The sequence below is a fragment of the Spirosoma endbachense genome (assembly GCF_010233585.1).
Taxonomy (GTDB): Bacteria; Bacteroidota; Bacteroidia; order Cytophagales; family Spirosomataceae; genus Spirosoma; species Spirosoma endbachense.
The window spans coordinates 4,717,284-4,730,985 of the sequence record NZ_CP045997.1 but is presented as its reverse complement, the minus strand read 5'-3'; the positions used below and the strand labels follow the sequence as shown (position 1 = coordinate 4,730,985).

General features: G+C 41.3%; 15 protein-coding genes. All 15 read right to left on the bottom strand.

Annotated elements, in window-relative coordinates; genetic code table 11:
* Positions 1–67: 67 nt before the first annotated feature.
* Positions 68–334: a PqqD family protein gene (locus GJR95_RS19095; RefSeq protein ID WP_162387381.1), complete on the bottom strand. Its 267-nt coding sequence runs from the start codon at positions 332–334 to the stop codon at positions 68–70.
* 94 nt (positions 335–428) lie between these two features.
* On the bottom strand, positions 429–1,001 hold the full coding sequence (locus GJR95_RS19090) for a hypothetical protein (RefSeq protein WP_162387380.1): 573 nt from the start codon (positions 999–1,001) through the stop codon (positions 429–431).
* Positions 1,002–1,026: 25 nt separating this feature from the next.
* Positions 1,027–2,859 carry an asparagine synthase-related protein gene (locus tag GJR95_RS19085; protein WP_162387379.1) on the bottom strand — a complete coding sequence of 611 codons (1,833 nt, stop codon included), beginning with the start codon at positions 2,857–2,859 and terminating at the stop codon, positions 1,027–1,029.
* Between the two features lie 3 nt (positions 2,860–2,862).
* Entirely contained in the window at positions 2,863–3,015 is a 153-nt protein-coding gene (locus GJR95_RS19080) for a hypothetical protein (RefSeq protein ID WP_162387378.1), read from the bottom strand.
* A 42-nt stretch (positions 3,016–3,057) separates the two neighbouring features.
* Positions 3,058–3,471: a lasso peptide biosynthesis B2 protein gene (locus GJR95_RS19075; RefSeq protein WP_162387377.1), complete on the bottom strand. Its 414-nt coding sequence runs from the start codon at positions 3,469–3,471 to the stop codon at positions 3,058–3,060.
* Positions 3,472–3,480: 9 nt separating this feature from the next.
* A complete protein-coding gene (locus GJR95_RS19070; protein WP_162387376.1) occupies positions 3,481–4,350 on the bottom strand; it encodes a phosphoenolpyruvate carboxykinase (ATP) in 870 nt (289 codons plus the stop codon).
* A gap of 108 nt (positions 4,351–4,458) precedes the next feature.
* Positions 4,459–5,280 carry a phytanoyl-CoA dioxygenase family protein gene (locus GJR95_RS19065; protein WP_162387375.1) on the bottom strand — a complete coding sequence of 274 codons (822 nt, stop codon included), beginning with the start codon at positions 5,278–5,280 and terminating at the stop codon, positions 4,459–4,461.
* Positions 5,281–5,333: 53 nt separating this feature from the next.
* The gene (locus GJR95_RS19060; RefSeq protein WP_162387374.1) at positions 5,334–5,930 is read right to left on the bottom strand and encodes a hypothetical protein; all 597 of its coding nucleotides are present in this window, start codon (positions 5,928–5,930) and stop codon (positions 5,334–5,336) included.
* A gap of 40 nt (positions 5,931–5,970) precedes the next feature.
* Entirely contained in the window at positions 5,971–7,449 is a 1,479-nt protein-coding gene (locus GJR95_RS19055; RefSeq protein WP_162387373.1) for a capsule assembly Wzi family protein, read from the bottom strand.
* A 63-nt stretch (positions 7,450–7,512) separates the two neighbouring features.
* Positions 7,513–8,019 (bottom strand): transcription termination/antitermination protein NusG, encoded by a 507-nt coding sequence (nusG, locus tag GJR95_RS19050; protein ID WP_162387372.1) that lies wholly within the window; start codon positions 8,017–8,019, stop codon positions 7,513–7,515.
* Positions 8,020–8,226: 207 nt separating this feature from the next.
* A complete protein-coding gene (wecB, locus tag GJR95_RS19045) occupies positions 8,227–9,423 on the bottom strand; it encodes a non-hydrolyzing UDP-N-acetylglucosamine 2-epimerase (RefSeq protein WP_162387371.1) in 1,197 nt (398 codons plus the stop codon).
* On the bottom strand, positions 9,416–10,195 hold the full coding sequence (locus tag GJR95_RS19040; protein WP_162387370.1) for a hypothetical protein: 780 nt from the start codon (positions 10,193–10,195) through the stop codon (positions 9,416–9,418). Before GJR95_RS19040 ends, wecB begins: the two co-directional genes overlap by 8 nt.
* Positions 10,196–10,244: 49 nt before the next feature.
* Positions 10,245–11,324 carry a DUF354 domain-containing protein gene (locus tag GJR95_RS19035; RefSeq protein ID WP_162387369.1) on the bottom strand — a complete coding sequence of 360 codons (1,080 nt, stop codon included), beginning with the start codon at positions 11,322–11,324 and terminating at the stop codon, positions 10,245–10,247.
* Positions 11,321–12,490, bottom strand: coding sequence for a DegT/DnrJ/EryC1/StrS family aminotransferase (locus GJR95_RS19030; protein WP_162387368.1), 1,170 nt, complete (start codon positions 12,488–12,490; stop codon positions 11,321–11,323). Before GJR95_RS19030 ends, GJR95_RS19035 begins: the two co-directional genes overlap by 4 nt.
* Positions 12,487–13,503 carry a lipid II:glycine glycyltransferase FemX gene (locus GJR95_RS19025; RefSeq protein ID WP_162387367.1) on the bottom strand — a complete coding sequence of 339 codons (1,017 nt, stop codon included), beginning with the start codon at positions 13,501–13,503 and terminating at the stop codon, positions 12,487–12,489. Before GJR95_RS19025 ends, GJR95_RS19030 begins: the two co-directional genes overlap by 4 nt.
* Positions 13,504–13,702 lie beyond the last annotated feature (199 nt).

The following is a 13,702-nucleotide window of genomic DNA, read 5'->3' as shown; positions in this document are numbered from 1 at the left end:
GTTTTAATACATTGGCCAGCTCTAAAGTCGGAGCTAGCCAATGTGCGTCCTCGAGAAGCTTGCTTTGCTAATCGATTGATTTAACTAAACCAAGTTCCTTCATTTTAGTAAGATGTTCTTCTACATCGGCACGACATTCTGAGTAATCTACGTCATATTCTTTAAGAAGTAAGTCGCATAAATTTTCAATAGTAAGAGGACCTTCGAGTAATTCCCAGATTCTCGTAGCTACGGTATTTAACGAAAAATAGCTTCCTTTTTCGATGTCCATCATTACCAACTCATCATCTATCTGCCCAGAAATAGTTTCATGGTTTCTTATAAATCTTTTCATCCTTAATGCACTTTATTGTTACCTGTCTACCTAAAACAATACTCAGAAAAACCGATTAAGGCTACAACTTTAATTGAAAACCGTAATAATATAGTCAAGTCTCTTCCATTGAGGTGCTTATCAGTCGTTCAAAATTTTTTATTGATTTAAAATTCTTTATCAATAAAGTTTCGTATATATTGCACTTTATTCTTAGCAATTCAATTGATTGATTCAATGGGTCATCTTCGAAGGCATCGTTTCCATATTTAGCCAGGTCTACTAGTAAGTTTCTAAAACTTAGCCTATAGTCATTACCGAAAATTTCTCTATAAAGTAAATATATTTCATCTCTGAATTTCACGGCATTGTCTATTATTCTCATTGCATTCGCTTGCGTAATTTTATCTATCGAAAAATCTTTCAATAACTGGCACCGGAAAGCTGAACAAATTGATGCCCGTTTCTGATCATATATTGTGCATTTGCCACAAAAGTAAGAGCAAGGTAGTTTAAAAAATTCTCTGCCGTCTTCTTTGCTATAGTTTTGCTCAATCTTTTCCGGCAAATTCCCTTGTTCTCCTGCCTGCAAAACAGCATAGCTAAACAGTGTACCATCGCAACAAAAGCCACATTTAACACATATCTCCTGCTCATTCAATGGACTTTCAACGGCAAGGTCTTTCATAGCGTTCCTATTTAATATTGTTCACTTATTCTTCTATTGATTTCTCATAGCTTTTTGAAAGCTCATGGAGTGCCTTGAAAGCAAGAATATCACCTAATAATTTATTAGATGCTGGATATTTATCATCTTCTTCGAATTGCTTAATTTCATGTTCTACTAAGGCAAAGTCAACAAAATACAAACTTGGGTTAGCTTTAAAATCATCTATTTCATTTATAAAAAGTAGTCCCCTGTCTTTTGTCTGGCTATTTACCAAAGCAAAAAAAGCAGGATCTTTTTTGCCTAGCCTCCATCTTACGGCATTGGGCAGCAATCCCTCACTAATTTCACGAAGAATAATACGCGTATATTTACTATCTTTCACTAGTAGCTTAGAGGGGACTTTCAGTATGTATTCAACAATTCGTTTGTCTAGTAAAGGATAACGGTATTGAATTCCTGCCTTATATCCCGTAATTGTCCAACATTCTGTACGTTCAGGGAGGTGATAGTTATACAATAGGCCCAATTGATATTTTCGGCGGGAACGATAACAATAGTAACGCTTATATGTTTTTTGATGCAGCTTTCTGTATGGCTTTTTAAAAAGCCACATTGCCTTATCATAACTTTTTTTTACTGAAGATGGTATATAATTAACGGCCGGAAAAAGCACCCTAAAAACTAAATATTTAATTATTTTTCGAGGATTACTAAGTGGGTTTTTTTTAAGAAAAGTTTTCCATTGAAAATTAAACAAGAGATCGGAATCGACTCCCAGACTTCCATAACTTATAAATTCATCTCCACCATGGCCATTAAATAATAAGTTTGTCTTGTGCGTTTTTGCCATTTCCAGCACTTTTTCTTCATGAAAATACATGAAGCTGTTCATGCTATTTTTGGTTAACTCAATAAAATCATTTACTTCAACGTGAATATGCACAGGTGTAATACCTGCCATTTCACAGGTCTGTTTTACCAAATCCCTTTCATCAAGCTCATTATTAACGGGTATGCAATTAGAAGGCGACCAGGAATAACCATAAAAGGTCGATTGTTTCTCGAACTCTTTACAAGCCAGAACAGCAACGAGACTTGAATCGATACCACCACTTACATGGGCACCTGCATTAAATCGCTGATCTGCACGAATATGCACGGCATCTTTTAAAAGCGATTTAAGTTCAGAAAACATCTGTTCCTGACTCAGAGTTTTATCCGTTTTGATCCGTTCTGGCTCCCAGTATTTTTTAGTGGTCACCCCTTCTGCCGTGTATGAAAGTGAATGTCCCGCTTTCAATTTTAATACCTTCTCATTTGGCGTCAGCGTCATATCAACAACTTTATAGTCCGCTATAAAGGGGTCCATATTGATGCGAATGCCTTCTGAAAAGGTGCGACATAAGCCAATAATATCAGAAGCGAAATAGATCGATTGTCCCGTTGTTGTATAAGCAAGGGGGGCGATGCCTAAATGGTCCCGAAAAAGGTAGAAAGCATTTTTTGGCGACTCATATATAACAATGGCAAAATCGCCATTGAGGCTATTTACAAAACTGGGGCCTTCTTGTAAATAAATTTGCGCGACTAGTGCTGGTTCGGAAAGCGGGCTGGAATTTAGGTTAAATTGATGGCATAGTTCTGCTCGGTTGTAGAGACAGCCAGTCATTAATACCAATAAATCATGAGAGGTATCAATGTACAGGCAATCATCAACCGTATAAGGAAGTCTAGGGTCTAAGAAAAAACCGCCTGAAAAGTTCCTATAGTTTACATTGTGGTGTTCGCCCTCCGCCCATTCTATTGATTTTTTGAGACGATTGAGATTTGCTCTCTCAGTCGCTAAGGGCCGAGGGGAGAACACACCGTAAAGCATAGGTTACGACGGAATATCTTTTGTTTGATTATCTCCACCTCCTTTTCCTACTTCTCTGTCGCCATGCCCCTGAGACGAATAGGTGTCTTTGTTGATGTTCAGAGTTTGAACAGTGGGCTTAGCCCAAACTTTCCTGTCATTATATAATGCTTCCATAGTGTAAGATTGAGGTTAATGTTGCAGACTTAACAAAGTTAATTAAAAATTGTATAATTCATGGAAATTCCCGCCTTTTTCTACGATACCGATTTCGCCTGTTCTAAGCCAGGCATGTGCTTTTAATTTTTTATTTTCATCGAAAGCTACGCCTAACGAAAGCAGAGAATGAATATGCCGGCGTTGTAACATCCAACGAGAAGCAATGCTCATTACTATGCACTGGTTTTTCCAGAATGAGAGCCAGCGAGTACGACGAATTGCTTTTTTTATCTGTTTTAGCTGCTCTAGTTCAGGGGTTTCGTAATTCTTTTTATTAACAGACAAGATACTCACACAAAGTTTAAATGGTAGAAATAGTAAAAGAATTTTAGCTAAAAACACAAAAAATAATGCTTCCAGAAAAAGGAGTTTTTCCTTAATCGGTAATTCATTATATTTTATTAGCATTTTCATAACTCAATATTACATAATTTCAGTTGGTAAAAGCTGCTGATCCGATTTTACCATTAAAATAAGTTTTTCTAATTTAATTCGCAGTAGCTCAATTGGAATGGAAGCGGGACGAAAAACTTTTGTAACAGTTACAGCCTGGCTTATCGCAATTATTTGCTCTAGATATGCCCTTTCGCTTTCAGGCATTCCCTCTAGGTATTCACTACGATATATTTCTTTGCGAAGGGCAGAAAATTTTTCAACACCTCTCAACGGTTGAGCCCATATCTTAGGCACGTCGTGGATTTGTATAATAAATACATGGCTTAACAGTAAGACCATTTGGTTGCCTGATTCTACTGGGAAATAAAATTTACCCTGCCGGGGAAAAATCCTTTCCAAGCCCTCTTCTTTTTGATTCAATTGCAGCAGGCTATCGCTCCACAGCTTAATTCGATCTGATACGCCCCATATCTGCGGCTTTCCCCTATTAAATAGTATTGGAGTTACATCGTCGGTTAAAAAATTGGCTCCACTTAAACAGAATGAAGCAGTGAGGGATGATTTACCCACTCCCGACTCACCACAAATCATTATCCCCAAGCCCTCGTACTGAAAACAACTCCCATGTAGCGGCAGCGTTTTTCGTTGATGCAAAATTGCCCCATATACCGACCCATTCAGATACAGCTCAATAACAGACTGACTATCAGCCACATGAGGCATCACTTCAATCTGATTCCCATTGTATGCGTAAAACCTGGCAATTCCTTCTAAGTCCAGAGTATATTCAAACTGATTCAGATCGATACAACCCGTGCTATACGTTGGTTTTTTTATGATTTTCTTTTCAGTCGTTGTATCGACTTTAACGTCTTTTATGGGAAATCGGAATAACATTTTGCTAACGAAACTATTAAAACGTTTTGTTTTGAAAAAAATACTTTAAATAGCTTTTTTCTTACATTCTGATTGGAAAACCGATCCAGAATTGAATAAATGTGCGTATTAGCTTCCTGAAGGTTTTATCTGCCTTCTAATAAACAGTTTTTTATGATTATCAGGAATTTGTTCAAAATCAGCATCACTTACAACTAGTGGGGCCTGCTTCGTAAAATTGACTGGATCAAAATACCAGGGTGCACTATAATTTATATAAAGTAATGGCCTGATTTGTTCGGAAAGGTTAGGGTTTCCGCTATGAAAAATTCGATGATCCATCAAAATACAGGAACCCGTATCAACTTCAAGATCAATAAAATTTGATTTATCATTTAAAAGGCTGGAAGATGGACCACTTTTTTGACTTCCCGGCCATACCCGAGTGGGACCATTGAGCTGATTAAATGGGATTAATGGAATCAAAGCGCCTACTGCATGGGGTGGCAAAAGACTGGTAAGGGGGTGCCGGGTAAATATTCGCCCATCACAGTGGATCGCCATTGTTTTTGCACCTGGCAATGATGTAACACATGTTAAGTCACCAATAATAAAATCTCCATCAAACAATTGTTCTATAATTGGAAAAATAAACGGATTAGCATATAACTCAGGCGAATTAAATACCCCTTTTACTTCCACCGCAATTTGATACCGTTTGTCGCCAACTTGTATTATCTCTTTTGCGTTTTTATCAGTAAAACTTTGCTCATAGCGGTTCCTAAAAGCTAAATAGAGTGCATTAATATATTCTTTTGAGAAAACAGCTTTTAAAACGACATACCCATCCCGACGAAAATCTTTTAGAATAGTTTCCGGATTTGCTTCGTCAATTTGTTGACATTGATTTTCCATCGCTTGACTTGTTGCTATCGCTTTTTGCTCATTCACAAAAATTATGTCGAAACTCTGGATATTTCTGTGTCCAGGAGTCGGATGTATTTTCAGAACTGAGCCTCTAAGCCTACATTACCGGTTGACGTAATACCCAGTTTCAGCTTATCCAAACGAGACAGATCTCTTATCGGCGATGGTTTCGCGTTGTAAAGGTTCACCGACGCGGACGTAAGCTCGTTCGACCGCTCAATCATATAAAAAGCACCAATGAAAAGTCCTAGTCCAAGCAATGTTTTCGGTAAACTTCGCTTGGTGTATTCAACCTCAACATCGGGTACATTTGGTTGTGTTTTGGTTCCTATTCCTCGAATAAATGCTTTTTGTTGCTCCCCCCGAATGCCCATATAACCAATTGCCAGCCCCGATATAATCATGACCGGACCAATTGGCTTTAGTATATTTCCCCATCGGTGCTGAGCTAAAGCTTTTGGGTTTGATTGATACAGGCTCCGGACGGCAGCGTTGGATTGACGTTCGTTATTTTTATAGATAGTTGTTGTTAGCAAACCTCGTTTGGCCACGAGCGAATCGCCGAAACTGGTTATCGTAATAGCGGATTTGGCAACTACCGGAAGCGCGTTACCTGGCTGTGCCACACCAGCGAAGGTCATGAACAGCCCGAAAGCAAGTAATAGTGATCTCATGATCGATAATGAGGTGTTAATAACGTTCGGTGAGACTTGACTAAAAAGAACGTTTGGCAAAAAAACTGACACCCAGATTTTGCGTTAAAACACCGGCGTTGTCATATGCCAAAACAGCGGTAAACGTATATTTTCTGATCGGAAAAATAACTTGCTGCTGTGCCGATAGCTGATTGACATCTACTGGAACAATATAGCTCCCTAAATTTTGACTGACTGATAGTCGGGTTAACAGATCGAACTGTTTAACTCGACTTTGGACACTAAGAGAAACTGCTTTTATCCGGTTGTTGACAAGTCGGTTTGGGTTCGGGTCCAGATTTTGGGGCAAGCCCGTTGTATAGCGCAAAGGCATAATATATGGCGTACCGATGGTTTGACCTTTGTATACCCACCCATCAATATACCTCCCGTTATTCATGTAATCTTCAGCGCCCCGCAACTGTTGAATTGTGGATCTGTTCGACAGATAAGGGCCGCCCTGATTGGTTGTTTGCAGGTATTCGAGCAAAATTTTCAAAATTCCGCGGTTTGCCTGTTTGCGGGTAAATGATACTCCATGTAGACCATCCGAGATGTTGTTGAGGTAAAATAGGGCACCCGCTTCGTAAATTGACTGCTTGTAGATAAACCATTTATGACGACTGGTTTCATACTCCAGTGCTAGATCGATAGTACCTAGGTGATTACCGACCCGATTCCCACCTTCAGCAGATGCGGCATTGTTCTTTATCTCCAGTGTGTCCAGGGTATAGAGCGACTTCCCCGTAACAACAAACATATAGGTCTCCCAATCGGTGCCAAACTTTGTGATTCGAACGCCATTATCGACACGGGGATATAGCACATCGCCCCCCCACTGCACCTGGTGGTTGAACCCACCGTAAAATTTGAATCGCCAGGCAGGTTTGCCTAAGCGAAAATATAAACTCTTCTGATGCAGGTAATAATTCTTAACCGAATCAGAGGCCCCTAGCCACCCGTGCGAAAAGTTACCTTTAAGAGCGATCAACCCATTCTTTAAAATAGGGACATAGTTGGGTATCGATAGCTCAATTTTAGGAACAGGAAGTGCATTGCCCGACCAGATATATGATCCAGTACTTAGGGTTGAATCGACCAATCCAATGATTTCTCTTCTTCTCCCAGCATACAATTCAATAGCACCATACCGCACTTTTCCGTACAATTCCGATAAGAGAAACTGGTTAATTGTACCTGCATTGGCAACTGCCCTTATGCCATAACCATACGAAAAGCGGCCCTGTTTTTTGTCCGTAGCACTACGGGGAGCATACTCTTTTCTGGCTTGTGCTCTTACTGAAAAACCCTGCGATTCTAACGGAACTTCTCCATACTGATTGGATCGGACCCAGAATGGATTACTGGCTGCTGTAGACAAAAACGTTCCGGCCTCTACCTCAATGAGGGGTTTGGGGGAAACTGTCTGTGCACAGGAATGGTGGCAAATATGGAAAAATAAAGCCACGCAGGAAGCTATTTGTACAAGTTTAGACATACTTTTGTACAAGTTTTGGCACACTTTAGACCCGAAAAGACCGAATGATTAACTTCTCTCTGACTAAGAGAGTAAGGTGTTGTTTTTTAGTTTCTCAACTTTGTTTTTGTTGAGGTCTACGGATACATACATAGACAACGATTCTATTTTTACCAGGATCGTTTTCCCATGTGTAAAAACAACCTGGCCCTCCCGGCCCATAAAAGCACCCGATAAAATTCTAAGCCGATCAGCTGATGCGAAATCATGAATTTCGAGCGACTCGTGATCAAAGTCATTAAGCATGTCCTTAATCAAATCAATTTCTTTTTGCTTTACCACGGCTGGTTTCTTAAGCCAATAAAGATAGCCAACTACTCCAGGAGCCCCATAAACGACCCGGCGGTCGTTTTCATCAAGATTAACAAAGCAATAGGATTTGAACATGGGCTCCTCAACGATCTTGGTGCGATCAGACCATTTTCTGGTGACTTTTCGGAGCGGACAATAGACTTCTACTCCTCGCTGATGTAAGGATTTGGCTACCAGTTTTTCTGATCTGGATTTTGTATATAGTACAAACCAAGGCATATTGCGATGATTAAATTGGGGTGTGGCGCTAGACATAGCTAAACAAATATAATGATTCATAGGTAAGGTAAGTGATTTGCATTAAACTAATTTTTTTTATCAATTTTCTTATTTGCAAACTCTTCTATATACATTGGATATCAATTTGCAAGAATGTGAACTTGATATTTTATTAGTTAGATTATCAGTACACAATTAAAGGATATTCTATAGTAAAAATTTACTAGGCGGTATGAACTTATTTGCTTTTTGTTTGTTACCGTCCTCACCTAGTAGTATATCTATAATCTGATAAGCTGCCGTTCCATCCCCATACAGTGATACAAACGAAATCGCTGGATTTGTCTCAAAGTGAGCATAAGCGTCAAGAATGCGTTCAGGGTCGGCACCGCAGAGGATAGCTGCTCCTTCTTTCACAATTTCAATCCACTCAGTTTCAGCACGTAGTATAAGACAAGGTTTTCTAAAGAAATAGGCTTCTTTCTGAACTCCACCCGAATCCGTTATGATGCGTTGAGCGTTTTTTTCCAGAGTCGTCATTTCCAGAAAAGATACGGGTGGAATCAGTATAATACTCGGATTGGTATGAATAGCCCGATAGAGCACCGGCTCCAGTAGGGCTTTCATTTGTTTAGCTGTTCGTGGATGAAGTGGCAAAACTAATTTTACCGAATAAGTTACCGTGATAAGCTGTAGTGCCCTGAAAATACCATTCAGTCGATTACTGTCATCGGTATTTGCATTTCGATGAATCGTAACCAGGATATAATCGCCCGCCTGTACATGTAGTTTTTCCAGAATAGTTGTTCGCTGGGCCGCTAACTCAGAAAAGTGTAGACTGTTATCGTACATAATATCGCCCACCCGAAATACACCCGGACGGTCTATTGTATACGGTGGCAAGTTCGTTAGTTGGAATCCTTCTTTTTTAAGATTATCGGTGCCCGCCTGGGTTGGCGTGAACAGGTATGTAGAGACATGGTCGCTTACGATACGATTGATCTCTTCCGGCATTCTTTTGTTGTTAGACCGTAAGCCTGCTTCAATATGAACGATAGGTACCTGAATTTTTGATGCCGCAATAGCCCCCGCCAACGTTGAATTCGTATCGCCAAATATGACTACATAAGTTGGTTTCTCTTTATCGAGAATCTCCTCAATGCCCATTATCATTTTGGCGGTTTGTTGGCCGTGACTACCCGACCCTACCTGAAGATTATAGTGAGGCTGAGGAATTTCCAACTCCTCAAAAAACACAGCCGACATATTCTCGTCATAATGTTGCCCCGTATGAACCAGCACCTCCGCAACCTGATCAGCAAACTGTTGCCGGATGGCCCGGCTCAGCGCCGATGCTTTTATTATTTGCGGTCTGGCACCAATAATTGTCAATAATTTAACCATCAATCGATTGCGTGGCGGGTTGATTCATATAGAAATACTGCTTAATGACGTTTTTCGCCCGCTGAAAAACAAGCTCCCTTACCCAATAGGCTGGATTTGAGTTCCAGCGCTGCGGATGAAACGTGAACATAATCTGATCCGGCAACTGCTGATTTTGCAATCCGGCAATAACATCACGGGTGCTTTTGTAATTGTATCGATGGACCGAGTTGACTTTATCCCGAACGCTTACATTGTAACCATCCCATCGTCGGCCTGTATCGGTCAGATAGGCTACTTTTGAGAAGTCAATATCAAAATAAGGCTCCCCCCGAATGCCAAAGTCGCGATACGAATACGTTTTCCATAGGTCTTTGGAATCGTATTTTGATAGCGGACTTCCATGCATACAAATGGTTGTCACCGGAGCTAGTTTACGTAATGCCGTCAGATTCTTCCCGAAATCATCGATAGCCAGGTCTCGATTCCCCCTACAGGTGGTCAGGCATTCATAATGATACCCGATTTCATGACCCATTCGGGCTATTTCCAGGATAACCGCTTCATCCCAACTTGCGGGAATGGCCCTAAAATAATATACCCCCCTGATACCTAATTCGTACTGAATCCGGGCAAAGTTCAGTGAGTTCTGTGGCATTAAATCAACATCATGGCGCAGAATGACTGTATTGGGAGGCCCTGTCTGTAAAAATGCCCCGAACGTTGAAAAGTAATAACCAGCATTCCTGATGGCCGCTATTAATTCAATGTACATTTGTAAAGTAAAATCCATATCCGTTTCAGTACAGGTTTTCGGTTCTTACCAGGTAGATTAACAATCTCTACTGAAACGCAATGTCGGGCTTTGAATTGGCAACACTGAACGGGTAATTTATGACTAAGGCCGTCAGAAACGAGGTCAGATCCACTTTGTCGGCCAGCATTGCTTCTTTACGTATACGCCACTCCGCTTTTAGATCATTATTGAGAATAAGTTCTTTAATCATGTGCATCATAGCCTCAAAATTCTGGGGCAAAAACGAATAGCATAGTTTGTAGGTGTGCTCCAATTCATTGGGAATCGAAAGTCGGCCTGCAAACGAATTGAGCTTAACAGCCGGTGTACCCAGTAGGGCTGCTTCGGAAGTCATGGTTTGACTATCGCCAATAAACAGAGTAGCATAATATAACAGGGTGTGTATCTTTTCCGGCGATACGGGCAGTTGATACGATTTCAGGACTGGTTCAATCTCACGTTCTGTAGTGATAAAAATCCGGCCGAAATATTTCAGGAAATTGATAATTTCTATTTTTTGATCAGTCGTTAATCCCTGCGCACCAGCATCATGGTGTGCTTTAAAGGCATTAAACCGCAAAACGAAAAATGGTTCGCCCGGCTTTAATCCGATCTCACTCAAAACATTCGTATCCGGCACAAAACGATTTGGATGTAAATAAGCCAGTTCATGGTAACTCGGATGGAATAGTTGTCGGCTGCCCCTTTTCTCGTGGGACAATGCAATGGGATTGAGAATAACATCGGCATAGGAGGTGAATTTCCCAAAGATAGGGGTAGCCGCTAAATCATCGTCATCGAGCGCAAACGACTTCATCGGTGTGAGCCTCGATACAATGGGTAAAACCATAGAAACACCTATTCCGTAATCAACCCGCCGATGAATGACGATGCTCAAAACCTTAATCAGGTGAAAAAATTCGTAGAGATATTTCTTAAGAATATGGTCTTTCTTGCGGCCTGTGCTGATGTAATTGATGTCATACAATTTCAGCAGATTAGTAATCGAGTCAACGTTTTTTGCCGTAACAATCACCTCATAACCCCTACTCTTCATTTCGGCAATGAAGTGTCTGAACAAGTGTACATGGGCAGGGTGGTTGATGTCGATTAATACCTTCTTCATAGCATGGATTTATTGGTTTGTGCAAAGTCGGTAAGGTGCTGGTCAATTTTCCGCAAGTCACTCTGAATCAATCCATAATGACATGGAATTGTGAGAACCTCCCCAACGATCTGTTCGAAATTTGGGCACTCACCTTGCTGATAGCCAAACTGCATTGCCCACGATTTGGCATGTTGAAAATGCTTTCCGGCACCTACGCCTTTCTTTCGCAGGAAGCTATAGAGTTCATTTCTGCGCTGGCTGAGTAGGACTACTGCAAATGAATTACCCGTATCGTCCACATTGGCAAGCATTTTATAGTGTCTATTGTGCCCATCAATGAGGTAGCGGGCATTCTCCCGTTGTTTTATCGACATACTCTTCAGTTCAGTAAACTGCCGCTGCATGGCATAGCCAACGCTCCGATATGGTTGCCTTTCGTGCGTGGGATAGCCCGAAAGTTGCTGGCTTTTGCTGCTGAGAAAATTTTCATTCAACAGGTAGTAAAGCATGCTTTCCCCCACTCTCGTATGAATCAGGGCGTTGATAAACCGTCTGCCCGCAAATGTCAACTCCCTTATCAGTCCAGATGATTTTAATTTGCCGAGCACTGCACCTACTCGCTCAGAAGATTTCTTCCTGTTTATAACCAATAGTCCCCCACTGCCAACCGATGGAAACTTTCCGTTACCAAATGAAAAAACGGCTGCATCGAAAAAATTACCGACATGGACACCTTCATACCGACTATGAAACGCATGGGCGCAGTCTTCAATAACAGGAAGTTGACCACTCAATTGTTTTATCTGCGTTATGTGTGCAGGTATACCAAATGTATGCGTAACAATCAGTGCATCTAAGCCCGGAAGTTTCCTTTGCAAATCATCGTAATCGAGACTTAACTGTTCATTAATGTCAATGAATACGGGCTTACAGTTTGCCGCTGCAATTGCCGCCAACACCGATGAGCATGTGTAGGGCTGGATGCCAATTTGTGCCCCCGGTTTTAGATCAAATGCCAGTAAGGCGTATTTAATACCCACTCGTGCACTGTCAACGAAATAAATGTCAGCGCCTGGAAATAAATCGTTTAGGTAACTGGCATTTGGTTTCTTATTGAACAGTTGGCCCGTAATGCAGTCCCAGGTATCCCGCAACGAGTATGAATAGTTGAACCGGGGAATCATCGTTTGGCGCACTGCCACCATTTAAATAATTGCGTCATCAGCCGAAACAGAATAGGAAAATGAACGCATTCATATCGACCGAAACTCACCAGAGTACCGCCAAACTTTTTTTTATAATCCCGTACCCCGTAAGGTACATTTGGTTTACCGGCACCACCAAAATCGAAATGGGAAAAGCCATTCATTTTAGCCCAGTTGAAAACCGCCCAGGGTAGCAAATCATTGGGGTATTTGTTGTAATAACGACTGTATGCACCCGCGTAGTAGTCGTACAAGGTATCTCCCCAGGCAATGCAAAGCATACAGCCGATAATCCGATTCTCCCACACCGCTGTAAAAATCCGCAATCCGATTTTCTCCGTCGAGTGCTGCAACATGACTTTGAAATGGCCAAAATCGGGTAGTGGTAACTTGGCCCGATGATACACTTCGGTTAAGATGTCGTAGCAATGTGTCAATGTTTCGAGTGTGGCCACCATTTCAACCCGACACCCTTCTTTTTCGGCTCGCCTGATTTCATTCCGCCTTTTTGAGTGCATGTCTTTCCAAAGCTCCTCCTCCGTTTGAGTTAAATCCACAAGAATGTTCAAATGGTCTTCATATCCGAACCCATTGGCCAGAAATACCGCCCGAGACGCAGTCGTATCCCGGATGTTCCGCATCTGTGTATAAAGGCTTTGGGGGCTTTTTATCCGGTACGTGGCTAACAGACCATTTAGGATCGGCTCATCCTGGTTTCTTACAAGTGGCCCACCAATGATCAGATTCCGACTCGTCAAAAAGCGCATAAAAGGAAGGTTGATCTGTACCTGCTGGCAAACCAGTAACACACCAACGATACTACCTTCCTGTTTCGCGATTATGAAAAATGGGCGAAGTTTCTTAGATGTAAGCGATAGTTTATAAAAAACCGGCGATTGAAAAAAATGGAAGCCTGGGTTAGCGTCAATAAACGAATTAATCGTTCGTTCGTCGTCCGGCGTTACCTGCTGCAAAAGGGTATACTCGTACATCAACTAGTACTCTTCCATTTTATATTTTATAAGTACTAACCATGAATGTAATTGATGACAAACCTATAAGCCGGGCTGCCGATGCGCCGGGCCGCCCAATGCTGTCAACTTAAGCATCAAGTTGCTCTTCTTCGATTAATTTGGGGCTTTCTAGGCCTTTTCCGTTGGCGGCTAAATGCTCGGTTTGGCTTCGACAACG

Coding starts and splice junctions, on each gene's coding strand:
- GJR95_RS19095 (WP_162387381.1), bottom strand. CDS start 334: ATGAAAAGATTTATAAGAAACCATGAAACTATTTCTGGGCAGATAGAT.
- GJR95_RS19090 (WP_162387380.1), bottom strand. CDS start 1,001: ATGAAAGACCTTGCCGTTGAAAGTCCATTGAATGAGCAGGAGATATGT.
- GJR95_RS19085 (WP_162387379.1), bottom strand. CDS start 2,859: ATGCTTTACGGTGTGTTCTCCCCTCGGCCCTTAGCGACTGAGAGAGCA.
- GJR95_RS19080 (WP_162387378.1), bottom strand. CDS start 3,015: ATGGAAGCATTATATAATGACAGGAAAGTTTGGGCTAAGCCCACTGTT.
- GJR95_RS19075 (WP_162387377.1), bottom strand. CDS start 3,471: ATGAAAATGCTAATAAAATATAATGAATTACCGATTAAGGAAAAACTC.
- GJR95_RS19070 (WP_162387376.1), bottom strand. CDS start 4,350: ATGTTATTCCGATTTCCCATAAAAGACGTTAAAGTCGATACAACGACT.
- GJR95_RS19060 (WP_162387374.1), bottom strand. CDS start 5,930: ATGAGATCACTATTACTTGCTTTCGGGCTGTTCATGACCTTCGCTGGT.
- GJR95_RS19055 (WP_162387373.1), bottom strand. CDS start 7,449: ATGTCTAAACTTGTACAAATAGCTTCCTGCGTGGCTTTATTTTTCCAT.
- nusG (WP_162387372.1), bottom strand. CDS start 8,019: ATGCCTTGGTTTGTACTATATACAAAATCCAGATCAGAAAAACTGGTA.
- wecB (WP_162387371.1), bottom strand. CDS start 9,423: ATGGTTAAATTATTGACAATTATTGGTGCCAGACCGCAAATAATAAAA.
- GJR95_RS19040 (WP_162387370.1), bottom strand. CDS start 10,195: ATGGATTTTACTTTACAAATGTACATTGAATTAATAGCGGCCATCAGG.
- GJR95_RS19035 (WP_162387369.1), bottom strand. CDS start 11,324: ATGAAGAAGGTATTAATCGACATCAACCACCCTGCCCATGTACACTTG.
- GJR95_RS19030 (WP_162387368.1), bottom strand. CDS start 12,490: ATGATTCCCCGGTTCAACTATTCATACTCGTTGCGGGATACCTGGGAC.
- GJR95_RS19025 (WP_162387367.1), bottom strand. CDS start 13,503: ATGTACGAGTATACCCTTTTGCAGCAGGTAACGCCGGACGACGAACGA.